Source organism: Ruminococcus sp. NK3A76, from assembly GCF_000686125.1.
In the GTDB taxonomy this organism is placed as follows: Bacteria; Bacillota; Clostridia; order Oscillospirales; family Ruminococcaceae; genus NK3A76.
The window spans coordinates 3,181,852-3,204,945 of the sequence record NZ_JMMA01000002.1 but is presented as its reverse complement, the minus strand read 5'-3'; the positions used below and the strand labels follow the sequence as shown (position 1 = coordinate 3,204,945).

The following is a 23,094-nucleotide window of genomic DNA, read 5'->3' as shown; positions in this document are numbered from 1 at the left end:
CCTATTTTGGGATATGGATAATGAAAACGATTGCGGAGGTAAAGCTATGACAGCATTCAGACCGGCAGATATACTTCTGCCTGCAAATACGGATATGGAAAAGTGGGCAGTAGTCGCCTGCGACCAGTACACCTCAGAGCCCGGCTACTGGGCAGAGCTCGAACAGCTTATAGGTGCTGCTCCGTCAGCTCTTAACCTGATTCTTCCCGAGGTATATCTCGGCAGCGGCAATGAGCAGGCACGTATCGACACGATACATAAAAACATGGAAAAATACATCGCAGACGGCATCTTCACAGAGTATAAGGACGCACTGATATACATTGAAAGAGTTCAGGACGACGGCAAGGTGCGTGCAGGCCTTGTCGGCTGTATCGACCTTGAAGAATATGATTACAGCAAGGGCTCGTCTTCCCCTGTAAGAGCTACCGAAGCCACAGTAGTTGAGAGGATACCCCCTCGCCTTAAGGTAAGACGTGGCGCAGATATCGAGCTTACACATATTATGATACTCATAGACGATGGATCAGGCAGCGTTATCGAGCCGCTTTATGCCAAAAAGCAGGGCTTTGAAAAGCTCTACGACACACCCCTCCTCAAAAAGGGCGGCAGCATAACAGGCTGGCTGCTCGATGAGCAGAGCAAAGCTGACGTTCTCGCAGCTCTTGACAAGCTCGGCGAAAAGGAAGGCTTTGAAAAGCGCTACGGCCTGACCGACACCCCCGTGCTGCTCTACGCTATGGGCGACGGCAACCATTCTCTTGCCACAGCAAAGGCTTATTATGAGGAGCTCAAAGCTGCAAACCCCGGCAAGGATATGTCAAACCACCCTGCAAGATATGCGCTCTGCGAGATAGTGAACCTTCACTCCCCCGCACTTGAATTTGAGGCTATCCACCGCATAGTCACAGGCGCTGACGAAAACCAGCTGTTTGCCGATATAACAAACGCTCTCGGACTTACAGAGGGCAAGACAGACGGCGCACAGTGCTTCGGAATAGTCAACAGCGGCCAGACGGTGTGGTATACCGCTGCAAACACTTCGAGCAAGCTGACAGTCGGCACATTACAGAATTTCCTTGATACATGGTGCAAGGAAAACGGCGCAGGGATAGACTATATCCACGGCACAGAGGTCGTAGAGAAGCTGTCTATGGACAACGGCTCTGTCGGCTTTATCCTTCCCGATATGGGCAAGAACGAGCTCTTCCCGACAGTCATAGCAGACGGCGCACTGCCTCGAAAGACCTTCTCTATGGGTCACGCATGGGACAAGCGCTACTACATCGAAGCAAGACGCATAACAGACTAAAGGAGCATATTCTATGAGAAACGAGCAGATAAAAAAAGAACTTACAGACCACATAATCCCCTTCTGGTCAGCACTTAAGGACGAGGAAAACGGCGGCTTCTACGGCTTTATGAGCAACAGCCTCGTGCTCGATAAAAAGGCCGACAAGGGCGTTATACTCCACGCACGCATTCTCTGGTTCTTCTCGCACGCTTTTGAAGTGCTGAAGGACGAGAGCCTGCGCCCCCTTGCCTTCCACGCATTCGAGTTTATCAAAAACCACTGTATCGACTACGACAACGGCGGCGTTTACTGGATGTGCGACTATAAGGGCAACCCCACCGACACTATGAAGCACACATACAACATAGCATTCTGCATATATGCCCTTTCGGCTTACTACAACGCCTTTGGCGACAGCTTTGCGCTCGACCTTGCCACCAAGCTGTTCTCGGATATCGAGCAGAACACCCTTGATGACTACGGCTACGGCGAAGCATTCTCCAGGGACTGGCAGCCGATAGACAACGAAGCCCTCAGCGAGAACGGCCTTAAGGCTGACAAGACGATGAACACAGTGCTCCACCTGATAGAGGGCTATACCGAGCTTTTGCGTGCAAGGCATATAAAGCCCGTTGAGGACAGGCTTCGCTTCCTGCTCTCGCAGATGTCGGATATCATCTATGACCCCGAGACAAACGCTCTTAAGGTCTTCTTTGATGAGAAATTCGGCCTTGTGGGCGACGTTCACTCATACGGCCATGATATCGAAGCCACATGGCTTGTTGACCGTGCGTGCAGAGAGCTCGATGACAAGGAGCTTTGTGAAAAATTCAGGCAGATAAATATAAAGATAGCAAAGAATATCCAGTCGATAGCCGTTGATAAAAACGGTGCTATGAACAACGAGCGTGACAAGACTGAGATAAACCGTACCCGTGTATGGTGGGTGCAGGCAGAGGCCGTTGTCGGCTTTATAAACGCTTATCAGAACAGCGGCGACAAGAGCTTCCTCGATACAGCCGCAGGCGTGTGGGATTATATCGCAGATAAGGTCATCGACAAGCGAGAGGGCGGCGAATGGTTCTCAGAGCTTGAGCCTGACGATACACCTCACGAGTACAAGGAGCAGGTAGGCCCGTGGAAATGTCCCTACCACAACGGCAGAATGTGCTTAGAGGTAATAACAAGGGGTGTAGCGATATAAATGTATAAATACGAAACACATATGCACACCGCTGAAACAAGTGCCTGCGCCACAGCAACAGGCGCACAGCAGGCAAGACGCTATAAGGAGCTCGGCTATGACGGCATCATCATCACCGACCATTTCTTTAACGGCAACTGCCTGCCCGAGATACATCAGTGCAGCGACTGGAAGCAGAAGGTAGATATGTTCTGCAAGGGCTTTGAGAACGCAAAGGCCGAGGGCGACAAGATAGGCCTTAAGGTGTTCTTCGGCTTTGAGTACTGCTACGAGGGCGCTGATATGCTCGTCTACGGGCTCGATAAGCAGTGGCTCTATGACCACCCCGAGTGTGTGCAGATGAGCTTCTTTGACTTTGCACAGCTCGCACATAAGGACGGTGCTGTGATAATACACGCACACCCCTTCCGTGAGGCAAATTATCTGCGTGAGATAAGGCTCGTGCCCCAGTGGGTAGACGGGGTAGAGGTGTATAACAGCGGCAATTACGACGATAAATACAACGACCGTGCCTACTGGTATGCCAAACAATACGGCTTTGTAATGACAGGCGGCACAGACAACCACCACCTCACCGCAGAAAAGATAAGCGGCATATCCTCAGATACGCCGTTTGACAGCATACATGACTGCATGGATATGATAACCGCCGGCAGGGTAAGCGTTATATACCCCGGGGCGTACAAACCAGAAACGGAGAAATAGCTTATGAAATTAAAAAGAATACTCGCAGCAATACTCGCAGCAGCAGTCTGCGGCATGACAGCCGGCTGCGGCAGCAGCGACAGCAGCTCATCATCAGACTCACAGAACAGCTCATCATCAGATTCTCAGACAGACGACAGCACAGCTGAAAAGAAGGAAAAGGACAACACTATCCACCCCATGCGTGATATCACAGCGTGGGAGCTCGTCAAGGAAATGAAGATAGGCTGGAACCTTGGCAACACCTTTGACGCAACAGGCGGCAGCGGTGTCAGCGCCGAGACTTCGTGGGGGCAGCCCACCACTACCAAGCTCATGGTAGACGCAGTAAAGGCCGCAGGCTTCAACGTGTTCAGGATACCCGTTTCCTGGGGCACGCATATGGACGACCAGTATCAGGTAGACCAGGCGTGGATGGACAGGGTAAGAGAGGTCGTTGACTACGGTATCGACAACGATATGTATGTTATCCTCGACACACACCACGAGGACTGGTATTTCCCCAAGGAGGAGGACAAGGAGCAGGATATCGAGCAGCTGAAAGCTCTCTGGTCGCAGATAGCAGAGGAATTCAAGGGCTATGACGAGCACCTTATCTTTGAAGGCTTAAACGAGCCCCGACTCCGTGACACACCGCAGGAGTGGACAGGCGGCACACAGGCAGCAAGAGAGATAGTCAACGAGTACGAGAAGGCATTCTACGAGACAGTAAGAGCCTCGGGCGGCAACAACGACAAGCGCTGCCTTATGATAACCCCCTACGCCGCATCGAGCGACCGCAACGTGCTCAAAGACCTCAAGCTCCCCGATGAGAACGACAAGAACCTCATCGTTTCAGTTCACGCATATCTCCCCTACTCCTTCGCACTTGACGTAAACGGCACAGATACCTTCGATGCAGCAAGCGACGGCGGCGTTATAGATAACCTCTTTATCACCCTCAATGACCTGTTCCTGTCAAAGGAGATACCGGTCATCATAGGTGAGTTCGGCACGCTCAATAAGAACTTCAACGTTGATGAAAGAATAGAATGCGCCGAGTATTACTTAAACGCTGCCAAGGAAGCCGGCGTTCCCTGCGTATGGTGGGATAATAATGCATTTGTCGGCAACGGCGAGAACTTCGGCCTGCTTTCAAGGACCAGTGTTATAAACGACAGCTTCACAGGTGTCTGGGATCCTCAGGAGCTTGTTGATGCAATGATGGGAGTATATAATGAGTAAAAAGAACCAGGAGGAGGATTTCTCCTATTCGGGCAACGTGCTCGATGAGCTGCTTGATGACCTGAGCGGCGTGTCTTCATCAGGAGAGACAAGCAAGCCTTCCTCTCCTGTCCACGAGGGGCACAGAGAGCGCCTTCGCCGGAAGTTTGCAGATAATATGAGCTTTCAGGGGCTCTCCGACCACGAGATAATCGAGCTTCTGCTCTTTTACAGCGTGCCGAGAGTCGATGTAAACGAGCTCTCGCATAAGCTGCTGCGTACCTTCGGCGGCTTTGCACAGGTGCTCAATGCACCCTACGCAGAGCTTTGCGCCGTAACAGGCCTCGGCGAGCAGAGCGCTATATATCTCAAAGTCCTCATGCGCCTGTGCGCCAAGTATAACCTTGAGATGCAGCGCAGCCTGAGCGTTTCAAATGCAGAGTCGCTCTATGACTATATGATATATCAGTTCTCCGGCGAATCGTCTGAGTGTGCAAAGCTGTTTTTAGTCGATGACAACGGCAAGGTCGGCGCTCCGCAGGAGATAGGCCGTGGCCTTGAAAACAGCTCGGTCTTCCAGTTCAAAAAGACTATGAATATCATATCAAACTCCTCTGCAAAGAATATTATAATAGCACACAGCCATTCAAAGGGCTCGTCTGCCCCGTCTGATAACGACATCGTCATCACAAGACGCTTTCGGCAGATGTTGGACCCGATAGGTGTTGTGCTCATAGACCATTTCGTCGTCTATGAAAACGAGCTCTCGTCTATGCGAAAGCTCGGAATGCTTGATCTGTAAGGTGAAACAGTAAATGGATAAACACTCGGTACTCAAAGGGTACTTCGGGCACGACAGCTTCCGTGAGGGGCAGGAGGTGCTCGTAGATGCGATACTAAGCGGCCACGATGCACTCGGCATCATGCCTACAGGTGCCGGCAAGAGCATCTGCTATCAGGTGCCGGCGCTGCTCATGCGGGGGATAACTATCGTTGTCTCTCCGCTCATATCGCTCATGAAGGATCAGGTCAACGCCCTTATAGGCTGCGGCGTGCGTGCGGCATACCTTAACAGCTCGCTCTCTGCCGAGCAGTATGGCCGTGCGCTGACGCTTGCATCACAGGGGGCTTTCTCGCTTATCTACTGCGCCCCTGAAAGACTGCTAACACCGTCCTTCCTTTCCTTTGCAGAGAATGCCGATATAGCTATGGTGACGGTCGATGAGGCTCACTGCGTATCCCAGTGGGGGCAGGATTTCAGGCCGTCATATCTGCGTATACCGGAATTTATATCAAGGCTCAGACGCCGCCCGATAGTCTCGGCTTTCACAGCCACAGCCACTCAAAGGGTCAAGGAAGACATAATCTCGATGCTCCGCCTTAACTCCCCCGAACAGGTCGTCACGAGCTTTGACAGACAGAACCTCTACTTCGGAGTCGAGAGCCCGCCTGACAAGTACGAAAGGCTCTGCGGCATCCTCGAACGCAATACTGACAAAAGCGGCATAATCTACGCCACCTCACGCAAAAACGTCGAGGAGCTCTGCGAGCGGCTGTCTCACGACGGCTACAGCGTCACACGCTACCACGCAGGCCTTGACGACGTTGAAAAGCACCGCAACCAGGACGACTTCCTCTACGACAGAAAGCGTATCATGGTCGCCACCAATGCATTCGGTATGGGTATAGATAAATCAAATGTCTCCTTTGTCATACACTTCAATATGCCGCTCGATATCGAGAGCTATTATCAGGAGGCCGGCCGCTGCGGCAGAGACGGCTCGTTTGGTGAGTGTATACTGCTTTTCAGCCAGCGTGATGTCAGGACCTGCCGCTATATGATAGAGCACGACAGCGGCGATAACGGCCTTGATGAGCAAACTCTCGCCATAGTAAAGAAAGGCCAGCTCGCCAGACTTGATAAGATGCAGCGCTACTGCCAGACCACCGACTGCCTGCGTGGGTATATCCTGCGCTATTTCGGCGAGAAGGCTCCCGACAGATGCACCTGCAGCAATAAGGGCGGCTGCTCCAACTGCGACGGCGAGTTTGAGGATATGGATATCACTATCGAGTCGCAGAAGGTGCTCTCGTGCGTCTACAGGCTCGCACAACGAAAGCTGTCCTTCGGCGAGGCAGTTATCGCCGATATACTCAAAGGCCGCTCTACGGCCAAGGTGACAGGCTTCTCGCTCGAAACTCTCTCGACCTTCGGCATCATGCCCGACAGCACGCTTGTAAGCATCAAGCGCATAATCAGGTTTTTGGAGACAGAAGGGTGCCTTGCCAAAAACGCCTACGGCTCTTATGAGCTCACCTCACGGGCAAGGGCAGTGCTTATCGAGCGCAAGCCTGTTAAGATGAAGGTGCCTAAGAAAACGCCCGTCAAGGCGTTAGGGACCTCAAAGGCCGGCAGGAACATCGAGCGCAGCACAACACGCCCTGAGCTTTTCTGGCGACTCAGGAGCCTTCGCAACCGCAAGGCGCAGGAAGAAAAGCTGCCTGCCTATATTATCTTCAACGACTCATCACTCCGGGATATGTGCGAAAAGCTCCCCAGGACCGAGGAGGAGTTTATGTACATATCAGGCGTCGGCGAGGCCAAGTGCCGCAAGTATGCTAAAGACTTCACCGCCGAGATATGCCGCTTCCTTGACGAACAAAAGCGGCAGCAAACAGTAAAATAATCAAGGCTGCAAGGAGTAATCCTTGCAGCCTTTGCTTTTATATCCTGTTGTTGTCAGCCATGCTCTTTTTGAGCTTCTTGGCCTCGTACATTCGCCTGTCTGCCTGACTTAGGGCGTATTGCAGGTCAAAATTCGCCGTCAGCTTGTCGGTGTAAGCGCCGCAGCTTGTCGATATGTTGAATATCAGCCCCGAGCTTCTGTTGTATTCGGTCAGGAATTTGTCTATGTCGGCGATTATCTTGTCAACATCTGCATCTCCTGCTATAAGCGCCACCATCTCGTCGCCGCCGTAGCGCACGCATACCGTTCCCTCAGGGGTGGTCTTCTTAAGCGCCTCCGCCACAGCCGATATGGCAATGTCACCTGCCGTGTGGCCGAAGGTGTCGTTTATCTGCTTTAAGTTGTTGAGGTCTGACATTATTACAGTCAGCTCAGTGTCCTTGTTAACATTGGCCGCCACCAGCTTTGCGAAGTATTTCTCATACCCCGTTCTTGTGTAAAGCCCCGTCAGCTTGTCGTTTTTGTACATTTTCTCAACAGTCTCGGCAAGGTATAGCTGATACTGCATATTGATGTAGCCGCCGAAGCCCATGCTCACGGTGTTGTTTATCTCAGCCGTCTTCGTGTAGTCGGTGATGTCGTAGCTCTTGAAGCTGTAGCAGATAAAGCCTAAGTTCCTGCCCATGTAGTCAAGCGCATTGAAAATCAGCGGGTGCTTATCCTCTATCTTGCTTTCAAGGTCAGGTACGATATCATTATCATCAAAATCCCTTATCGGCGAGTATGCATGGTAGGAGTCGTATACGAGCGCATTCCCCATAGCCGGTATGTCTTCAAGAATGAAGTTGTGCTCTCTTTCAAATATCTCCTTTTTCACCACTACGCACATATCGTGCAGCAGCCCGTCGTACATATACTTTATTGCCTGCTCGGGCGTTGTGCTCATCTGCATCTCTACGCTTATGTCGTAAAGGTTTCTTATGTCGTCCTGATAGCGGTAGAAGCTGTCGTTCAGCTTGCTCAGATATGTGTCTATCGACCCGTAATAGCTCTCGCACCCGCAGGATTCGTTGGGTGTCAGCAGCGGCATCACAGCGATGCAGCCCTCTGTCTTTTTCTTGCCGAAGTATTCGAACACGGCCTTGCTTATCTCAACAGCCAGCACCGACCAGTCAGTGCTCACGGTAGAGAGCTTGGGCACGTTGTACTGCGCTTCGTCAATACCGTCAAATCCGGTGATTATCACCTGCTCGGGCACCTTTATGCCGTGCTTTAGGAATACGTCGTTTATGTTTATAGCCATTACATCATTTGCAGCAAGCACAGCCTCAGGCAGCTCGTCACGCTGGCAGAGCGCCTCGGCAGCCTCACGGGCAGGCTTGGCCCAGAACTCGCCGTAGCTTAGCATCGAGTCATCATACTCTATGTTGTTCTCAGCAAGCACTTTCTTGAATACTGCTATCCTGCTGTCAGAGAAGGGGTTGCCCTTTATGCCTGCAACGAAATGCGGCCGCCTTACCTTGTGGTGCTCGATAACATGGCGCACTATCTGCTCAAAGCCCTTTTCGTAGTCAAACTTTACAGTCAGCGCTCCCTCATGCTCGCCGTCAACGGATATCACAGGCACGCCTGCGTTGAGAGCGCCCTTGACGATGCTTTCAGCTATCGTGACGCTCTTTATCTTCTCGTCCATTAAAATGACGCCGTCTATCTTGTCATATGGTATCAGCTCAAATACACACTTTTCAGCAATCCTTGTCTCCTCGCTCCAGTAGAGGTCGGTGTTGAGGGTATAAATAAACAGCCTGTAGCCCTGCCTTGTAAGCTCATCATTGAGAACTCTTATAAACCTGTGCTGCCCTGCATCGTAAACACGAGATGTACATAAGGCTATTATTTTGTGTCCGAAAAGCATATATTTTCACCTCGTTTCAACCTCAGTATAGTTATAAGTATTATACCATATTATTCTCTCAAATGCAATAGGTAATTAACACAATTGATATAATTTTATCATTATACAAAAGCAAGACCCCGGAAAATATAAAAATATTAAGGCAATACCGCACGAAGATTGTGCGCAGATTACGCAGTCAGATTTTTAGTCAGATCACCCATATCCGCCGCAGGAATACTACCGTATTTCAAGGTGGATTTGGGTGATATGACGGAAAAGATGCAAGTAAGATGCGTACAAAGCCGTCAGGCGGTCTTTGTGCGGTGTTGCCTTAACCGATCAAAGCGTTTTCATATATAAAAAACCGCCTCCCGATAGGGGAAGCGGCATTTTTATTATGTGTCGATCTGTAATCAAACGAGTGAGATTATAGCCATCTCAGCTGCATCGCCACGACGGGGGCCGATCTTAACGATCTTTGTGTAACCACCCTGTCTGCCCTCGTAAGAGGGAGCGATCTCGTCAAAAAGCTTCTTAACAACAGACTCCTTAGTTACATAAGCGAGTGCCTGTCTCTTGGAATGAAGGTCTCCTGTCTTGCCGAGAGTGATCATTTTCTCAGTCATAGCGGAAACTTCCTTAGCTCTTGTTACAGTTGTTTCGATCTTACCGTTCTCAAGAAGGTATGTTACCATAGCTCTGAGCATTGCTTTTCTCGAGTCGGTAGGCCTTCCGAGCTTTCTCTTTCCTGGCATAGATGTTCAACTCCTTAATTTATAGTCTTACGTTATTCTTCTTCGGAACTGAGGTCGTAGCCGAGAGAATGGAGCTTCTCCTTGACCTCATCAAATGATTTCTTACCAAGGTTTCTGACCTTCATCATTTCTTCCTCAGACTTCTCTATCAGGTCATTGACAGTGTTTATACCTGCACGCTTCAGACAGTTGAAGGAACGTACAGATAAGTCAAGCTCCTCAATGGTCATCTCAAGGATCTTTTCCTTGCCCTTATCGTCCTTTTCAGCCATGATCTCCACTACAGTAGTTTCCTCAGAGAGGTCTACGAAGAGATTCAGATGCTCGTTGAGTAGCTTGGCTGCCATTGATACAGCTTCCTTGGCGGAAATAGTTCCGTCTGTCCAAACCTCAAGGGTGAGCTTATCGAAATCGGTGATCTGGCCTACACGGGTATTATCCACCGTATAGTTTACCTTAAGCACCGGTGTGTAAATACTGTCAACTGCTATAACGCCGATAGGAGCGTTAGGTGTAAGCTGCTTGTTCTTTTCGGCAGAAACATAGCCTCTGCCTCTGTCTATAACGATCTCCATGTAGAGCTTAGCGCCTGCACCGAGAGTAGCGATGTGCATATCAGGCACAAGGATATCGACCTCAGAATCGGTCTTGATATCGCCGGCAGTCACCTCGCACTCGCCCTCAGCCTCGATATAGACTGTCTTAGGGCCTTCGCCGTAGAGCTTTGCTGTAAGTCCCTTAAGGTTAAGGATTATCTCAGTTACGTCTTCCTTAACTCCGGGGATCGTTGATAATTCGTGATGTACGCCGTCTATTTTTACGCTTGTAACGGCTACACCCGGCAATGAGGAGAGCAGTACACGCCTCAGGCTGTTACCGAGGGTGATACCATAGCCTCTCTCAAGCGGCTCGAGAACGAATTTTCCGTACGTTCCGTTGCTTTTGAGTTCGGCTGTTTCTATTTCAGGCTTTTCTATTTTTTCAAGCATTTAAAACCCTCCTGTTTTCAAAACTCGAATATTGTAAACGTATAACGGATCCATGTAATAGGCGGGCAAAAGCCCGGAACCTATTATTTGGAGTAGAGCTCGACGATAAGGTGCTCTTCGATCTCGTAGTCAAGGTCAGCCTTAACGGGGAGACGAGTGATCTTACCTGTTGACTCTTCCTTATTCATATCGATCCATGTAGGAACAAGCCTGCCGTTTGTGAGTTCGATTACCTGCTTGAACTTCTCGCTCTTCTTGGAGTTCTCTCTGAGAGTGATTACATCGCCCGGCTTAACTCTGTAAGAAGGGATATCAACTCTTCTGCCGTTCACATCGAAGTGACCGTGGGAAACGAGCTGACGGCTCTCTCTTCTTGTAGAAGCAAGGCCCATTCTGAATACTACGTTGTCAAGTCTTGACTCAAGAAGTGTGATAAGGTTTTCACCGGCCTGACCCTCCATCTTCTCAGCGAGCTCGAAGTAGTGTCTGAACTGCTTCTCGAGCATACCGTAGATGAACTTGAGCTTCTGCTTTTCCTTAAGCTGAACGCCGTACTCGGAAACCTTCTTCCTCTTGTTAGCGTCGGGGTTACGGAATGTTGCTTCCTTAGCAACGCCCATAACCATAGGGCTGATGCCTAAATATCTGCATCTCTTTAAAATAGGTTCTCTGTTTACAGCCATTTTAATAACCTCCGTTTTTGATGTCGTATCGGGTCTTAAGCCGAATGCTTTACCCGACTTTGAGTAAACTTGTAACTCAAATTGTCTTAAAATTATACACGTCTTCTCTTAGGCGGACGGCAGCCGTTGTGAGGAATAGGAGTTACATCCTTGATCATTCTTACCTCGAGCTCCTCACTCTGGAGTGCTCTGATAGCAGCCTCTCTGCCAGCGCCCGGGCCCTTAACGTATACCTCAACTATCTTAAGGCCGTGCTCCTTAGCAGCTCTTGCAGCTGTCTCTGCTGCTGTCTGAGCAGCGAAGGGAGTGCTCTTCTTGGAGCCTCTGAAGCCGAGACCGCCTGCAGATGCCCATGATATAGCATTGCCCTGCATATCTGTGATAGTTACGATAGTGTTATTGAAAGTAGACTGGATATGAACCTGTCCCTGTTCAATGTTCTTTCTCTCACGACGACGACGAACTGTTGTTTTCTTCTGCTGAGCCATTTGTTCACACCCTCCTTACTTCTTCTTATTAGCGATAGTCTTTACAGGACCCTTGCGAGTTCTTGCGTTTGTCTTAGTTCTCTGACCTCTTACAGGCAGACCCTTGCGGTGACGAACGCCTCTGTAGCAGCCTATCTCGACAAGTCTCTTGATGTTAAGAGCTACGTTTCTTCTGAGGTCACCCTCAACGATTACGTTCTTGTCGATATACTCACGGATCTTGTCTGTATCCTCATCGGAAAGATCCTTAACTCTTATATCCGGGTCAACACCCGTGTTTGCAAGAATATCCTTTGCAATATTACGACCTATACCGTAAACATAAGTAAGAGCGATCTCTATTCTCTTATCCTTAGGCAGGTCTATACCAGCAATACGTGCCATATTAAGTTTGCACCTCCATTTTTGGTTTGTTAGCCCTGACGCTGCTTGTGCTTGGGGTTCTGGCAGATGACCATGATCTTGCCCTTTCTCTTGATAACCTTGCACTTTTCGCAGATCGGCTTAACTGAAGGTCTTACTTTCATCGAAATACCTCCTTTAAAACTTACAGGAAATCTTTTTTTCCGTTACTCTTATGTCTGGGGTAGCCTTACTTGGCTCTCCATGTGATCCTTCCCTTAGAAAGGTCATAAGGTGACATTTCCACCGTAACCTTATCACCGGGCACTATACGAATATAGTTCATTCTGAGCTTACCCGATACATGGGCAAGAATTATGTGACCGTTTGCGAGCTCGACCTTAAAGGTGGCATTTGGCAGTGCCTCCTGAACCGTACCTTCAACTTCGATTACATCTTCTTTTGACATAAAACGCTCTCCATTTCTTAAAATGCTCACCCGTCTTTAAGGGACGGTGTTTACCGGCTCTTCCTCGTTTTGGGTCTTAAACTCGGAGATAAGCCTTCTTAAACTTTTATCACTCAGCTCGCTCATATCAATGGTCTTTCCCGCAGGTGAAATGTGTTTCGGGTTTTTAGCTTTGGGAGAGGAGAGCTTTCTCTTCCTTCCGTCAGCTATATATACCCGACCGCCGTGAACAGACACAGCAACGAAGTATCTGCCTTTGTCACGGCCTGCAAGTGACCTTACGAGCTCACCGGCTCTAACTGTAATGCTGCTCATCACGGCTTGCTTAATATAACGCAACCGTCCTGAGTTACTGCAACAGCGTGCTCAAAGTGTGCCGACCATTTGCCGTCCTGTGTTTTGACAGTCCACTGATCGGGCATTATCTTTATTGCCGCCGTACCCATATTTATCATCGGCTCGATGCATATTACCATACCGGCTCTGAGTCTTATACCGTGACCTGCCTTGCCGAAGTTCGGCACCTCAGGCTCTTCGTGAAGACCCTTGCCGAGGCCGTGGCCTACAAACTCTCTTACTACAGAGAAGCCCCTGTCCTCGTTGTATTTCTGTATAGCTGCGCCGATATCACCTATCCTCACGCCCGGCTTGACCATTTCGATAGCCATGTATAAGCTCTCCTCAGTCGAATCGAGCAGTGCCTGAGCCTCGTCGGATATCTTTCCGCAGGCGAATGTCTTGCAGGAGTCGCCGTGATAGCCGTCTATGTAGGCGCCTGTATCAACGGAAACTATGTCTCCCTCAAGTATCCTCCTGTTTCCCGGTATCCCGTGGATAACTTCATCATTTACCGAGATGCAGGCAGCAGCCGGAAAGCCGCCGTAGCCCTTGAACCCCGGTTTAGCACCGTGTGATGTGATGTATTTTTCCACAACATGGTCAAGCTCACGGGTAGTCATACCCGGTCTGAGAGCCTCACCTGCTGCTATAAGTGCGCCTGCCGTGATCTGTCCTGCACGGCGCATCTTTTCGATCTCTTTGCTTGATTTGATATAGATCATTTAAAAAGCCTCGATTCTATTATCAGCCCTTTAATGCTTCGAGAACAAGCTTTGTTGTTTCCTCAAGAGCGTCCTGGCCCTCAACTGTTACGAGCTTGCCCTGGTTGTCATAGTAGCCCTTAAGAGGAGCTGTCTGCTCGTGGTATGTCTTAAGCCTGCTGATAACTGTTTCGGGCTTGTCGTCCTTTCTGATAACAAGCTCCTTGCCGCAGACATCGCATATGCCCTCAACTTTGCTGGGCTTGAAGTCTACGTGGTAGGTAGCGCCGCAGTCGAGACAAACTCTTCTGCCGCTTACTCTCTGCTTGATAGTCTCATCAGGAACGAATATCTCAAGGACCTTGTCTATTGTTACGCCCATCTTGTCGAGCGCCTCAGCCTGAGGAACTGTCCTCGGGAAGCCGTCAAGGATAAAGCCGTTTGCAGCATCAGGCTCCTTGATCCTGTCCTTTAGGATACCAATTACGATATCATCAGAAACAAGATCGCCTGCATCCATTGCAGCCTTGGCCTTAAGGCCATACTCTGTGCCTGCCTTAACAGCAGCCCTCAACATATTGCCTGTTGAGATAGTAGGGATACCAAATTCCTTGCTGATGACCTCTGCCTGTGTGCCCTTGCCTGCACCGGGAGCTCCGAGTAAGATCAGATTCATTTTCATTCTCCTTTCAAGCTTATCCTTAAACTGTTATTATTCGAGGAAGCCCTTGTGATGACGTGCTATCATCTGGGATTCCATTGTTCTTGCTGTTTCAAGTGCAACGCTTACTACGATGAGTATCGAAGTACCGCCCATTGCGATGTTGACCTTGGTGATAGCACCGAAGATTATCGGGAAGATAGCGATAACGCCGAGGAAGAACGCACCAACGAGTGTGATCTTCGACAGTATCCTCTGAATGTAGTCAGAGGTGGGCTTACCGGGTCTGATACCGGGTATACCGCCGTTGTTCTGTCTTAAGTTGTTAGCTATCTCAATGGGGTTGTACTGCATTGAAACATAGAAGTAGTTGAATGCTATGATAAGTACGAAGTACAGACAGCCGTAGAACGGGTGTGTGTAGCTGAACAGTCTGAGCACTGTGTTGTAGAAGCCCGTGCCGTCCTCTCTCGGTGTTATGAACATCTTGAGAGTCTGGGGTATCGACATGAATGCCATAGCGAAGATGATCGGCAGAACGCCGCTCATTGCTATCTTGATCGGGATGTATGTGCTCTGACCGCCGTACTGCTTTCTTCCTACAACACGCTTAGCGTACTGTATCGGTATCCTTCTCTCGGAATCATTCATAAATACGATGAAGCCGATCATGAATACGAATATCACTATGATTATCGGCACAAGTATCATGTACTTAGCCTCGCCCGTCTTCATAAGTGCTATAAGTGAGAGCACTGCCGAAGGACCTCTTGCGATGATACCTGCAAAGAGCAGCATCGAGATACCGTTTCCGATACCCTTCTCGCTGATGAGGTTTCCGAGCCATATAGTGAGTGAAGAACCAGCCGTGAAAGCGGCTATGATAACAGCCTCTGCGAACCATTTCTCAAAGCCTGAGCCAGAGTGTATGGTAGCGCCTGCCTTGTCAAGTGTGAGGTAATATGCCCACGCCTGGAAGAGCGATATTGCGAGTGCTGCCCATTTTGTGATCTTGTCGAGCTTCTTCTTGCCCTCAGGGCCTTCCTTAGCAAGTCTCTCCAGAGGAGGAAGTGCATAGGTAAGAAGCTGTATAATGATCTGTGCGTTGATGTACGGGCCGACTGATAATGCCAACAGTGTTGCCTTTGAGAAGTTGTCACCTGAAAGAACATTCAGATAGCTGAAAAAGTCGCCCGAATTTTCAGAAGCGCTGAACCATGTCTTGATAGCCTCAGCATCAAGATACGGTACCGGTATAGTACCGAGCGCTCTGTAGACTACAATGATGAGAAGTGTATAGAGTAACTTCTTTCTTAACTCCGGAACTTTCCATGCGTTACGAAATGTTTCTATCACGTTTACATCACCTCTGCCTTCCCGCCTGCCTTTTCGATTTTTTCTTTAGCCGCAGCCGAGAATTTTGCAGCCTTAACGGTAAGGTTCTTTGTAAGATCGCCGTTGCCGAGGATCTTAACGCCGTCAAGCTCCTTTGTTACAAGGCCGGAAGCCTTGAGAAGCTCTGTATCTACTACTGTACCGTCAACAAATCTTTCAAGATCTGCTACGTTTACTACAGCATACTTTGTAGCGAATATATTGTTGAAGCCCCTCTTAGGGATTCTTCTTGCGAGCATTGTCTGGCCGCCTTCAAAGCCGGGTCTTACACCGCCGCCAGAACGTGCGTTCTGACCCTTGTGACCCTTACCTGCGGTCTTGCCATTGCCCGAGCCGTGACCTCTGCCCTTGCGCTTAACTTCCTTAGTCGAGCCGGCAGCAGGTGTTAATTCGTGCAGTTTCATTTATCTGCCCACCTCCTTGCTTTACGCTTCGGTTACTTTTACAAGATGAGAAATCACCTTTATTTTGCCCTGTGTCTGTGCGTTGTCAGGCTGCACAGTCACATCTCCGATCTTTCTCAGGCCAAGTGAATTAGCCGTTAAAACCTGCTTCTGAACCTTAGAGTTAAGGCTCTTGACAAGCTCTACCTTTAAGTTTGCCACTTTAAGTCTCCTCCTTAGCCTATTATCTCCTTAGCAGTCTTGCCTCTCTTAGCTGCGACCTCGTCAAGAGATCTTACAGATGCAAGGCCGTTGACTGCTGCTCTTACAACGTTGCAGGGGTTGTTTGAGCGGAGGCTCTTAGCACGGATATCCTTGATACCGGCTGCCTCTACTACTGCTCTTACTGTACCGCCTGCGATAACGCCCGTACCGGGTGCAGCCGGCTTGAGAAGAACCTCACCTGCGCCGAATTTACCTATGATCTCGTGGGGAATAGTTGTTCCCCTGAGCGATACCTTGATAAGGTTTTTCTTAGCGTCCTCGATACCCTTGCGGATAGCGTCCGGAACTTCGCTGCTCTTACCTGTACCAAAGCCTACTGTACCGTTGCCGTCGCCTACAACTACTAAAGCTGCGAACTTCATTATACGGCCGCCCTTAACAGTCTTTGATACTCTGTTAATGGCTACAACGGTCTCTTTAAGTTCCATGTTTGAAGCATCTATTAAAGCCAAAGTATTCCCTCCTTGTGATCAGAACTTGAGGCCGCTCTCACGAGCGCCGTCTGCAAGCTCCTGTACTCTGCCATGATAAAGATATCCGGCTCTGTCAAATACAACATTCTCTATGCCCTTAGCCTTTGCAGCCTCTGCGATGAGCTGGCCGACCTTGCGGGCACCCTCCTTGTTGCCGCCGTTGCCCTCAAAGCCCTTTGAAAGCGACGATGCAGCTGCGAGAGTCACGCCGTTAACGTCATCTATAAGCTGAGCATATATATGCTTAGAGGAGCGGAATACGTTAAGTCTGGGACAATCGGGAGTACCGGAGATCTTAGCACGAACTCTGATCTGTCTCTTGGCTCTTGCCTTTGCTCTGTCAAGCTTTTTAACCATAATCAGTTCTCTCCTTTACCTTACTTCTTTGCACCCTTACCGGCCTTGCCTTCCTTATGGATAACGTACTCGCCCTCATAGCGAATACCCTTACCCTTATAAGGCTCCGGAGGACGCTTCTCCCTGATCTCGCAGGCAAACTGTCCGACTTCCTGCTTGTCAGCACCTGATACTACGATGTGGTTTGCATCAGGAACTTCGATCTTGATAGTATCTGTCTCAGGGATTATTACCTGATGTGAATAACCAATGTTGAGCACGAGGTTCTTGCCCTGCTTCTGTGCTCTGTAGCCGACGCCTACAACCTCGAGCTTCTTTGTGAAGCCGTTTGTAACGCCCTCTATCATGTTGTTGATAAGTGTTCTTGTAAGTCCGTGAAGTGACTTGTGCATCTTATCCTCGGAGGGGCGAGCTACTGTTATCTCTGTGCCCTCCTGCTTTATTATCATATCCTTATTGAAAGCTCTCTCAAGAGTTCCCTTAGGACCCTTTACAGTAACAAGATTGCCGTCAGCGATCGTTACTGTAACGCCGGCAGGAACACTAATCGGCTTTAAACCTATTCTTGACATATGTTAGTCCTCCTTACCAGACAAATGCTAAAACCTCGCCGCCGACGCCGAGCTCTCTTGCCTTCTTGTCGGTGATAACGCCCTTGGAAGTGGAAACGATAGCAACACCGAGACCCTTCATTACCTTGGGCATATCCTCACAGCTCTTGTATATCCTAAGACCGGGCTTGGATACTCTTCTTAAGCCTGTGATAACGGGATTTCTGTTCTCATCATACTTGAGTGTTATTCTTATGATGCCCTGCTTGCCGTCCTCGATCACCTGAAATTCCTTTACATAACCTTCGTCAACAAGGATCTGAGTGATGGACTTCTTCATATTTGAAGCAGGAACGTCAACTGTTGCGTGCTTTGCAGTAGATGCATTACGGATTCTCGTAAGCAGATCTGCAATCGTATCTGTAATCTGCATTGATCGTACCTCCTTGACTTTACCAGCTTGCCTTCTTCACTCCGGGGATCTGACCGTCATGTGCAAGCTCTCTGAAGCATATACGGCAGATGCCGAACTTTCTGAGATATGCATGAGGTCTTCCGCAGATCTTACATCTGTTGTAAGCACGAGTGGAATATTTAGGCTGTGCCTGCTGCTTGTTTATCATAGACTTCTTAGCCATTTAGTATTTCCTCCTCTTCTTACTTAGCAAAGGGAGCGCCCATAAGTGAAAGCAGCTCTTTTGCCTCTTCGTCTGTCTTTGCGGTAGTGATGAAGTTGATGTCCATACCACGTACCTTATCGATCTTATCGTACTCGATCTCAGGGAATATAAGCTGTTCCTTGATACCGGTAGAGTAGTTGCCTCTGCCGTCGAAGGAGTTGGGGTTTATACCTCTGAAGTCACGAACACGGGGGAATGCTACGTTGAAAAGTCTGTCAACGAATTCATACATTCTCTCTGCTCTGAGTGTTACCTTTACACCGATCACCTGGCCGTCTCTGAGCTTGAAGTTAGCTACAGACTTCTTAGCCTTGCACTCTACAGGTCTCTGACCTGTGATAGCAGCAAGGTCAGCCATGATAGCGTCGATGACCTTCTTGTTGTCCTTGTCAGCACCGCAGCCTACATTGATAACTACCTTATCGAGCTTCGGTATCTGCATAACGTTAGCGTACTGGAATTTCTTCATCATAGCGGGAGCTACGTCGCTAACATAGTATTCTTTTAATCTTGCAGCCATTTGTAGTTACCCTCCTAATTAAAACTCTTCGCCGCAGCCTTCGTTTTTGCAAACTCTGACCTTAGTTCCGTCCTCAAGGATCTTGTGACCGATCCTTGTAGCCTTGCCGCACTTGGGGCATACAGCCTGTACCTTGGATGCATACATAGCACCCTCAGCCTTTACGATGCCGCCTGCTTCGCCCTGTCTGCGGGGCTTAACGTGCTTTGTTACTATGTTAAGGCCTTCAACGATGACCTTACCTTCCTTGGGGCTTACCTGGAGCACCTTGCCCTGCTTGCCCTTGTCCTTGCCGGAGAGTATTACAACAGTATCGCCGGTTTTAACGTGAACCTTATTCATACCACTGCACCTCCATTAAAGAACTTCCGGAGCGAGTGAGAGGATCTTAAGATAATCCTTTTCTCTGAGCTCCTTAGCGACAGGCCCGAATATACGGGTACCTCTCGGATTCTTGTCTTCTCTTATTATAACAGCTGCGTTCTCATCAAAACGGATGTAAGTACCATCTGCTCTTCTGAGACCCTTTGCTGAACGAACGATTACTGCTTTAACAACATCGCCCTTCTTAACAACGCCGCCCGGTGTTGCCTTCTTAACGGAAGCTACTACAACGTCGCCGATGTTTGCGTACTTTCTGCGTGTGCCTCCGAGAACCCTGATGCACATAAGCTCCTTTGCGCCGGAGTTGTCTGCGACCTTCAGGTAAGTCTGCATCTGTATCACAGTGCGTCCTCCTTTCGATATTTAAGCGGGGCGGCGGCAAAAGCCTGCCTTCCCCATTCAATTTTGAAATTACTTAGCCTGCTCGATCACCTTAACAAGGCGCCATCTCTTGTCCTTGGAAAGAGGGCGTGTCTCCATAACCTCAACTGTATCGCCGATGTTGCAGACATTTGCCTCGTCGTGTGCCTTGAGCTTAACTGTTCTCTTAATGATCTTCTTGTAAAGCGGGTGCTGAACGTTGTCCTTGATAGCTACGACTATTGTCTTGTCCATCTTGTTGGAAACGACTGTTCCCACTCTTGTTTTTCTAAGATTTCTCTCTGCCACAGTCAGTCCTCCCTTCGCTTACTGTGCGGACTCTTGCTGACGTATAAAAGTCTTTACACGAGCAATGTCCTTCTTAACTGCTGTCATGCTCTTAGGATTGTCGAGCTGGTTAACAGCGTGCTGAAAACGAAGATTGAATAACTCCTGCTTGAGGTCTGCGAGCTTTTCGTTAAGCTCTGCGAGTGACATTTCCTTTAATTCATTTGCTTTCATTACTGCTCACCACCCGTTTCCTCTTCTTTTTTGATAAACTTGCACTTGATCGGGAGCTTATGCATCGCAAGACGCATAGCCTCTCTTGCTGTGTCTTCGGGAACGCCTGCGATCTCGAACATTACACGGCCGGGCTTAACAACTGCTGCCCAGTACTCGGGAGAACCCTTACCGGAACCCATTCGTGTCTCAGCCGGCTTCTCTGTGATAGGCTTGTCGGGGAATATCTTGATCCAAACCTGACCGCCACGCTTGATGTATCTTGTCATAGCGATACGGGCAGCCTCGATCTGTCTCGAGGTTATCCATGCAGGCTGAAGTGCCTGTAAGCCGAAATCACCGTTTGTGACCTTGTTGCCTCTTGTAGCCTTACCAGTCATACGGCCACGCTGTTGTCTTCTGTATTTAACTCTCTTCGGAAGCAGCATTATACGTTACCTCCTTCTCTTTTTGCCTTAGCACCGTCACGTCTCGGAGCTCTTGCTCTGTTGTCGTCTCTGCGGGGCTTGCGTCTTCTGTCGTTCTTGTCGCCTGCATCTCTCTTGTCAGAGGGAGCAGCTTCACCCTTGAGGACCTCACCACGGTATACCCATACCTTAACGCCGAGTCTGCCGTATGTTGTGTGTGCCTCTGCTGTACCGTAGTCGATATCAGCTCTTATTGTCTGCAGCGGGATAGTACCCTCGTGGTATGTCTCGCTTCTTGCGATCTCAGCACCTGCAAGTCTGCCGGATACCTGTACCTTGATACCCTTTGCGCCGAGCTTCATAGCTCTGCCGATAGCCTGCTTCATAGCTCTTCTGAAGGAGATTCTGTCCTCAAGATCATGAGCGATCTTCTCAGCAACGAGCTGTGAGTTTATGTCAGGTGATCTTACCTCTATGATGTTTACAGAAACGTGCTTGCCTATCATCTTCTCGATGCTTGCTCTGAGCTTCTCTATCTCAGCGCCGCCTCTGCCTATTACGATACCGGGCTTAGCGCAGTGAATGTGGATCTTGACATTCTGGCCGCCGTCCTTAGCTGCAAATCTCTCGATCTCAACCTTGGGAACGCCTGCGTAAACCGACTTAACGTCGGGACTCTTTGATCTTGTGTTGAGGAGCTTCATAACATATTCTCTGATGTTGTAATCCTCAACAAGTGTATCACCGAAAGTAGCCTTGTCTGCAAACCAACGGGAATCCCAATCCTTGATTATTCCGACACGAAGACCGTGCGGATTTACTTTCTGGCCCATAGTTTACCTCCTCTTGCGCTTATTCCTTTTCCTTGAGAACTACCGTGATGTGCGATGTCCTCTTAAGGATCCTGTATGCTCTGCCCTGCGCTCTGGGCATGATTCTTTTCATTATCGGTCCGGGGCAAACGTAGCACTCAGAAACATAGAGATTGTTCTTGTCCATGTTGTGATTGTTCTCAGCGTTTGCAGCAGCGGACTTAAGAAGCTTTACCAGATACTCGCTGGCAGCCTTGGGTGTGTGGTTGACTGTTGCAAGTGCAACCTCCAGATCCTTGCCTCTTATAAGGTCTAAAACGATGGAGACCTTACGAGGAGCAATTCTGGCATTTCTTAAAATAGCCTTTGCTTCCACTTTATATTCCTCCTTCCGCCTTACTTACCGTTGTTCGAGGTCTTTGAACCTGCGTGACCCTTGTAAGTTCTTGTCGGAGCAAACTCGCCGAGCTTATGACCTACCATATCCTCGGTAACATAAACCGGAACGTGCTTTCTGCCGTCGTGAACAGCGAATGTATGACCAACGAAATCAGGGAATATTGTTGAAGCTCTGCTCCATGTCTTGAGGACCTTCTTCTCTCCTGCCTCGTTCATTGCAATAACTCTCTTTAAAAGTGCCTCCTGCACATAGGGGCCCTTCTTAACACTTCTACCCATAAGTCATCTGCCTCCCTTCATTATTTACCGTTTCTACGCTTTACGATAAACTTATCGGAGCGATTGTGCTTAGCACGGGTCTTGTAGCCCATTGTAGGCTTACCCCAGGGGGTAACAGGGCTCGGGCGGCCAACGGGTGACTTGCCCTCACCACCGCCGTGCGGGTGGTCATTCGGGTTCATGACAGAACCTCTTACGTGAGGTCTTATACCCATGTGACGCTTTCTGCCGGCCTTACCGATGTTTACGTTAACGTGGTCGATGTTGCCCACCTGACCGATAGTAGCCATGCAGTTCTCGGGGATCTTTCTCATCTCGCCCGAAGGAAGTCTGATAAGAGCGTAGCCGCCCTCTTTGCCCATGAGCTGTGCCATGTTGCCTGCGGAACGAACGAGCTGAGCGCCCTTGCCGGGATAAAGCTCGATGTTGTGGATGAATGTACCTACAGGTATGTTTGCAAGTGCAAGTGCGTTGCCGGGCTTGATGTCAGCGTCAGCGCTCGATCTTACTACGTCGCCTACCTTAAGGCCGTTGGGAGCGAGGATGTATCTCTTCTCGCCGTCCTCATACTGTACAAGTGCGATGAATGCGGATCTGTTAGGATCGTACTCGATAGTCTGTACTGTTGCATTCATGTCGAGCTTGTTTCTCTTGAAATCTATTATACGGAACTTTCTTCTCTCGCCGCCGCCTCTGTGACGAACGGTGATCCTGCCGTAGCTGTTTCTGCCGGAGTTCTTCTTGAGGGGTTCAAGAAGGCTCTTTTCCGGCTTTACCTTCGAGAGCTCGGAATAGTCAGTGACTGTCATGCCACGTCTGCCGGCTGTCGTAGGCTTATAGCTCTTTATTGCCATTAGTATTTCACTCCTT

General features: G+C 49.3%; 35 protein-coding genes. 6 read left to right on the top strand and 29 right to left on the bottom strand.

Going from position 1 to position 23,094, the window contains the following annotated elements:
• Positions 1-46: 46 nt before the first annotated feature.
• The 6 genes from CD05_RS0114950 to recQ are packed head-to-tail and all read left to right on the top strand — an operon-like array spanning position 47 to position 7,093.
• Positions 47-1,312 carry a DUF1015 domain-containing protein gene (locus CD05_RS0114950; RefSeq protein ID WP_028511159.1) on the top strand — a complete coding sequence of 422 codons (1,266 nt, stop codon included), beginning with the start codon at positions 47-49 and terminating at the stop codon, positions 1,310-1,312.
• Positions 1,313-1,325: 13 nt separating this feature from the next.
• Complete coding sequence (locus CD05_RS0114945) at positions 1,326-2,498, top strand: AGE family epimerase/isomerase (RefSeq protein ID WP_028511158.1); 1,173 nt, start codon at positions 1,326-1,328, stop codon at positions 2,496-2,498.
• The gene (locus CD05_RS0114940) at positions 2,499-3,203 is read left to right on the top strand and encodes a PHP domain-containing protein (RefSeq protein ID WP_028511157.1); all 705 of its coding nucleotides are present in this window, start codon (positions 2,499-2,501) and stop codon (positions 3,201-3,203) included.
• A 3-nt stretch (positions 3,204-3,206) separates the two neighbouring features.
• A complete protein-coding gene (locus tag CD05_RS0114935) occupies positions 3,207-4,427 on the top strand; it encodes a glycoside hydrolase family 5 protein (protein ID WP_028511156.1) in 1,221 nt (406 codons plus the stop codon).
• Complete coding sequence (locus tag CD05_RS0114930; RefSeq protein WP_028511155.1) at positions 4,420-5,208, top strand: JAB domain-containing protein; 789 nt, start codon at positions 4,420-4,422, stop codon at positions 5,206-5,208. Before CD05_RS0114935 ends, CD05_RS0114930 begins: the two co-directional genes overlap by 8 nt.
• 13 nt (positions 5,209-5,221) lie before the next feature.
• Positions 5,222-7,093 (top strand): DNA helicase RecQ, encoded by a 1,872-nt coding sequence (gene recQ, locus CD05_RS18980; protein WP_037323066.1) that lies wholly within the window; start codon positions 5,222-5,224, stop codon positions 7,091-7,093.
• 37 nt (positions 7,094-7,130) lie between these two features.
• Here recQ and CD05_RS0114920 read toward each other — a convergent pair whose 3' ends face one another.
• The 29 genes from CD05_RS0114920 to rplB form a co-directional block, all read right to left on the bottom strand.
• Positions 7,131-9,008, bottom strand: a complete 1,878-nt coding sequence (locus tag CD05_RS0114920; protein WP_028511154.1) for a GGDEF domain-containing protein — start codon at positions 9,006-9,008, stop codon at positions 7,131-7,133.
• A gap of 395 nt (positions 9,009-9,403) precedes the next feature.
• Positions 9,404-9,745, bottom strand: a complete 342-nt coding sequence (rplQ, locus tag CD05_RS0114915; RefSeq protein WP_028511153.1) for a 50S ribosomal protein L17 — start codon at positions 9,743-9,745, stop codon at positions 9,404-9,406.
• Between the two features lie 32 nt (positions 9,746-9,777).
• The gene (locus CD05_RS0114910) at positions 9,778-10,734 is read right to left on the bottom strand and encodes a DNA-directed RNA polymerase subunit alpha (protein ID WP_028511152.1); all 957 of its coding nucleotides are present in this window, start codon (positions 10,732-10,734) and stop codon (positions 9,778-9,780) included.
• 83 nt (positions 10,735-10,817) lie between these two features.
• A complete protein-coding gene (gene rpsD / locus CD05_RS0114905) occupies positions 10,818-11,417 on the bottom strand; it encodes a 30S ribosomal protein S4 (protein ID WP_028511151.1) in 600 nt (199 codons plus the stop codon).
• A 92-nt stretch (positions 11,418-11,509) separates the two neighbouring features.
• Positions 11,510-11,905, bottom strand: coding sequence for a 30S ribosomal protein S11 (gene rpsK, locus CD05_RS0114900; RefSeq protein ID WP_028511150.1), 396 nt, complete (start codon positions 11,903-11,905; stop codon positions 11,510-11,512).
• A 15-nt stretch (positions 11,906-11,920) separates the two neighbouring features.
• Positions 11,921-12,289 (bottom strand): 30S ribosomal protein S13, encoded by a 369-nt coding sequence (gene rpsM / locus CD05_RS0114895; RefSeq protein ID WP_028511149.1) that lies wholly within the window; start codon positions 12,287-12,289, stop codon positions 11,921-11,923.
• Positions 12,290-12,318: 29 nt separating this feature from the next.
• Positions 12,319-12,432, bottom strand: coding sequence for a 50S ribosomal protein L36 (gene rpmJ, locus CD05_RS0114890; RefSeq protein ID WP_028505010.1), 114 nt, complete (start codon positions 12,430-12,432; stop codon positions 12,319-12,321).
• A gap of 65 nt (positions 12,433-12,497) precedes the next feature.
• Complete coding sequence (infA, locus tag CD05_RS0114885) at positions 12,498-12,716, bottom strand: translation initiation factor IF-1 (RefSeq protein ID WP_028511148.1); 219 nt, start codon at positions 12,714-12,716, stop codon at positions 12,498-12,500.
• 36 nt (positions 12,717-12,752) lie between these two features.
• On the bottom strand, positions 12,753-13,031 hold the full coding sequence (locus CD05_RS0114880; RefSeq protein WP_028511147.1) for a KOW domain-containing RNA-binding protein: 279 nt from the start codon (positions 13,029-13,031) through the stop codon (positions 12,753-12,755).
• The gene (gene map / locus CD05_RS0114875) at positions 13,031-13,777 is read right to left on the bottom strand and encodes a type I methionyl aminopeptidase (protein WP_028511146.1); all 747 of its coding nucleotides are present in this window, start codon (positions 13,775-13,777) and stop codon (positions 13,031-13,033) included. Before map ends, CD05_RS0114880 begins: the two co-directional genes overlap by 1 nt.
• Positions 13,778-13,799: 22 nt before the next feature.
• Complete coding sequence (locus CD05_RS0114870) at positions 13,800-14,432, bottom strand: adenylate kinase (RefSeq protein ID WP_028511145.1); 633 nt, start codon at positions 14,430-14,432, stop codon at positions 13,800-13,802.
• A gap of 36 nt (positions 14,433-14,468) precedes the next feature.
• Positions 14,469-15,773: a preprotein translocase subunit SecY gene (gene secY, locus CD05_RS0114865; RefSeq protein WP_028511144.1), complete on the bottom strand. Its 1,305-nt coding sequence runs from the start codon at positions 15,771-15,773 to the stop codon at positions 14,469-14,471.
• Between the two features lie 2 nt (positions 15,774-15,775).
• Entirely contained in the window at positions 15,776-16,216 is a 441-nt protein-coding gene (gene rplO, locus CD05_RS0114860) for a 50S ribosomal protein L15 (RefSeq protein ID WP_028511143.1), read from the bottom strand.
• A gap of 21 nt (positions 16,217-16,237) precedes the next feature.
• The gene (gene rpmD / locus CD05_RS0114855) at positions 16,238-16,417 is read right to left on the bottom strand and encodes a 50S ribosomal protein L30 (protein WP_028511142.1); all 180 of its coding nucleotides are present in this window, start codon (positions 16,415-16,417) and stop codon (positions 16,238-16,240) included.
• A gap of 14 nt (positions 16,418-16,431) precedes the next feature.
• Entirely contained in the window at positions 16,432-16,932 is a 501-nt protein-coding gene (rpsE, locus tag CD05_RS0114850) for a 30S ribosomal protein S5 (RefSeq protein WP_028511141.1), read from the bottom strand.
• A gap of 18 nt (positions 16,933-16,950) precedes the next feature.
• The gene (gene rplR, locus CD05_RS0114845; RefSeq protein WP_028511140.1) at positions 16,951-17,310 is read right to left on the bottom strand and encodes a 50S ribosomal protein L18; all 360 of its coding nucleotides are present in this window, start codon (positions 17,308-17,310) and stop codon (positions 16,951-16,953) included.
• Positions 17,311-17,330: 20 nt separating this feature from the next.
• Complete coding sequence (gene rplF / locus CD05_RS0114840; protein WP_028511139.1) at positions 17,331-17,882, bottom strand: 50S ribosomal protein L6; 552 nt, start codon at positions 17,880-17,882, stop codon at positions 17,331-17,333.
• Positions 17,883-17,895: 13 nt separating this feature from the next.
• A complete protein-coding gene (gene rpsH / locus CD05_RS0114835; RefSeq protein WP_028511138.1) occupies positions 17,896-18,294 on the bottom strand; it encodes a 30S ribosomal protein S8 in 399 nt (132 codons plus the stop codon).
• A gap of 19 nt (positions 18,295-18,313) precedes the next feature.
• Complete coding sequence (locus tag CD05_RS0114830; protein ID WP_028511137.1) at positions 18,314-18,499, bottom strand: type Z 30S ribosomal protein S14; 186 nt, start codon at positions 18,497-18,499, stop codon at positions 18,314-18,316.
• 19 nt (positions 18,500-18,518) lie between these two features.
• Positions 18,519-19,061: a 50S ribosomal protein L5 gene (gene rplE / locus CD05_RS0114825; RefSeq protein WP_028511136.1), complete on the bottom strand. Its 543-nt coding sequence runs from the start codon at positions 19,059-19,061 to the stop codon at positions 18,519-18,521.
• Positions 19,062-19,079: 18 nt separating this feature from the next.
• Positions 19,080-19,403, bottom strand: a complete 324-nt coding sequence (gene rplX / locus CD05_RS0114820) for a 50S ribosomal protein L24 (RefSeq protein WP_028511135.1) — start codon at positions 19,401-19,403, stop codon at positions 19,080-19,082.
• Positions 19,404-19,418: 15 nt separating this feature from the next.
• Positions 19,419-19,787, bottom strand: coding sequence for a 50S ribosomal protein L14 (gene rplN / locus CD05_RS0114815; RefSeq protein WP_028511134.1), 369 nt, complete (start codon positions 19,785-19,787; stop codon positions 19,419-19,421).
• A gap of 69 nt (positions 19,788-19,856) precedes the next feature.
• The gene (rpsQ, locus tag CD05_RS0114810; protein WP_028511133.1) at positions 19,857-20,114 is read right to left on the bottom strand and encodes a 30S ribosomal protein S17; all 258 of its coding nucleotides are present in this window, start codon (positions 20,112-20,114) and stop codon (positions 19,857-19,859) included.
• A gap of 18 nt (positions 20,115-20,132) precedes the next feature.
• Positions 20,133-20,327, bottom strand: coding sequence for a 50S ribosomal protein L29 (gene rpmC, locus CD05_RS0114805; protein WP_028511132.1), 195 nt, complete (start codon positions 20,325-20,327; stop codon positions 20,133-20,135).
• Entirely contained in the window at positions 20,327-20,755 is a 429-nt protein-coding gene (gene rplP, locus CD05_RS0114800) for a 50S ribosomal protein L16 (RefSeq protein WP_028511131.1), read from the bottom strand. Before rplP ends, rpmC begins: the two co-directional genes overlap by 1 nt.
• Positions 20,755-21,567, bottom strand: a complete 813-nt coding sequence (gene rpsC / locus CD05_RS0114795; protein ID WP_028511130.1) for a 30S ribosomal protein S3 — start codon at positions 21,565-21,567, stop codon at positions 20,755-20,757. Before rpsC ends, rplP begins: the two co-directional genes overlap by 1 nt.
• 19 nt (positions 21,568-21,586) lie before the next feature.
• Entirely contained in the window at positions 21,587-21,922 is a 336-nt protein-coding gene (gene rplV, locus CD05_RS0114790) for a 50S ribosomal protein L22 (RefSeq protein ID WP_028511129.1), read from the bottom strand.
• A gap of 20 nt (positions 21,923-21,942) precedes the next feature.
• Positions 21,943-22,224 (bottom strand): 30S ribosomal protein S19, encoded by a 282-nt coding sequence (gene rpsS, locus CD05_RS0114785; RefSeq protein WP_028511128.1) that lies wholly within the window; start codon positions 22,222-22,224, stop codon positions 21,943-21,945.
• Between the two features lie 20 nt (positions 22,225-22,244).
• On the bottom strand, positions 22,245-23,078 hold the full coding sequence (rplB, locus tag CD05_RS0114780; RefSeq protein WP_028511127.1) for a 50S ribosomal protein L2: 834 nt from the start codon (positions 23,076-23,078) through the stop codon (positions 22,245-22,247).
• Positions 23,079-23,094 lie beyond the last annotated feature (16 nt).

Coding starts and splice junctions, on each gene's coding strand:
- CD05_RS0114950 (WP_028511159.1), top strand. CDS start 47: ATGACAGCATTCAGACCGGCAGATATACTTCTGCCTGCAAATACGGAT.
- CD05_RS0114945 (WP_028511158.1), top strand. CDS start 1,326: ATGAGAAACGAGCAGATAAAAAAAGAACTTACAGACCACATAATCCCC.
- CD05_RS0114940 (WP_028511157.1), top strand. CDS start 2,499: ATGTATAAATACGAAACACATATGCACACCGCTGAAACAAGTGCCTGC.
- CD05_RS0114935 (WP_028511156.1), top strand. CDS start 3,207: ATGAAATTAAAAAGAATACTCGCAGCAATACTCGCAGCAGCAGTCTGC.
- CD05_RS0114930 (WP_028511155.1), top strand. CDS start 4,420: ATGAGTAAAAAGAACCAGGAGGAGGATTTCTCCTATTCGGGCAACGTG.
- recQ (WP_037323066.1), top strand. CDS start 5,222: ATGGATAAACACTCGGTACTCAAAGGGTACTTCGGGCACGACAGCTTC.
- CD05_RS0114920 (WP_028511154.1), bottom strand. CDS start 9,008: ATGCTTTTCGGACACAAAATAATAGCCTTATGTACATCTCGTGTTTAC.
- rplQ (WP_028511153.1), bottom strand. CDS start 9,745: ATGCCAGGAAAGAGAAAGCTCGGAAGGCCTACCGACTCGAGAAAAGCA.
- CD05_RS0114910 (WP_028511152.1), bottom strand. CDS start 10,734: ATGCTTGAAAAAATAGAAAAGCCTGAAATAGAAACAGCCGAACTCAAA.
- rpsD (WP_028511151.1), bottom strand. CDS start 11,417: ATGGCTGTAAACAGAGAACCTATTTTAAAGAGATGCAGATATTTAGGC.
- rpsK (WP_028511150.1), bottom strand. CDS start 11,905: ATGGCTCAGCAGAAGAAAACAACAGTTCGTCGTCGTCGTGAGAGAAAG.
- rpsM (WP_028511149.1), bottom strand. CDS start 12,289: ATGGCACGTATTGCTGGTATAGACCTGCCTAAGGATAAGAGAATAGAG.
- rpmJ (WP_028505010.1), bottom strand. CDS start 12,432: ATGAAAGTAAGACCTTCAGTTAAGCCGATCTGCGAAAAGTGCAAGGTT.
- infA (WP_028511148.1), bottom strand. CDS start 12,716: ATGTCAAAAGAAGATGTAATCGAAGTTGAAGGTACGGTTCAGGAGGCA.
- CD05_RS0114880 (WP_028511147.1), bottom strand. CDS start 13,031: ATGAGCAGCATTACAGTTAGAGCCGGTGAGCTCGTAAGGTCACTTGCA.
- map (WP_028511146.1), bottom strand. CDS start 13,777: ATGATCTATATCAAATCAAGCAAAGAGATCGAAAAGATGCGCCGTGCA.
- CD05_RS0114870 (WP_028511145.1), bottom strand. CDS start 14,432: ATGAATCTGATCTTACTCGGAGCTCCCGGTGCAGGCAAGGGCACACAG.
- rplO (WP_028511143.1), bottom strand. CDS start 16,216: ATGAAACTGCACGAATTAACACCTGCTGCCGGCTCGACTAAGGAAGTT.
- rplR (WP_028511140.1), bottom strand. CDS start 17,310: ATGGTTAAAAAGCTTGACAGAGCAAAGGCAAGAGCCAAGAGACAGATC.
- rplF (WP_028511139.1), bottom strand. CDS start 17,882: ATGTCAAGAATAGGTTTAAAGCCGATTAGTGTTCCTGCCGGCGTTACA.
- rpsH (WP_028511138.1), bottom strand. CDS start 18,294: ATGCAGATTACAGATACGATTGCAGATCTGCTTACGAGAATCCGTAAT.
- CD05_RS0114830 (WP_028511137.1), bottom strand. CDS start 18,499: ATGGCTAAGAAGTCTATGATAAACAAGCAGCAGGCACAGCCTAAATAT.
- rplE (WP_028511136.1), bottom strand. CDS start 19,061: ATGGCTGCAAGATTAAAAGAATACTATGTTAGCGACGTAGCTCCCGCT.
- rplX (WP_028511135.1), bottom strand. CDS start 19,403: ATGAATAAGGTTCACGTTAAAACCGGCGATACTGTTGTAATACTCTCC.
- rpmC (WP_028511132.1), bottom strand. CDS start 20,327: ATGAAAGCAAATGAATTAAAGGAAATGTCACTCGCAGAGCTTAACGAA.
- rplP (WP_028511131.1), bottom strand. CDS start 20,755: ATGCTGCTTCCGAAGAGAGTTAAATACAGAAGACAACAGCGTGGCCGT.
- rpsC (WP_028511130.1), bottom strand. CDS start 21,567: ATGGGCCAGAAAGTAAATCCGCACGGTCTTCGTGTCGGAATAATCAAG.
- rpsS (WP_028511128.1), bottom strand. CDS start 22,224: ATGGGTAGAAGTGTTAAGAAGGGCCCCTATGTGCAGGAGGCACTTTTA.
- rplB (WP_028511127.1), bottom strand. CDS start 23,078: ATGGCAATAAAGAGCTATAAGCCTACGACAGCCGGCAGACGTGGCATG.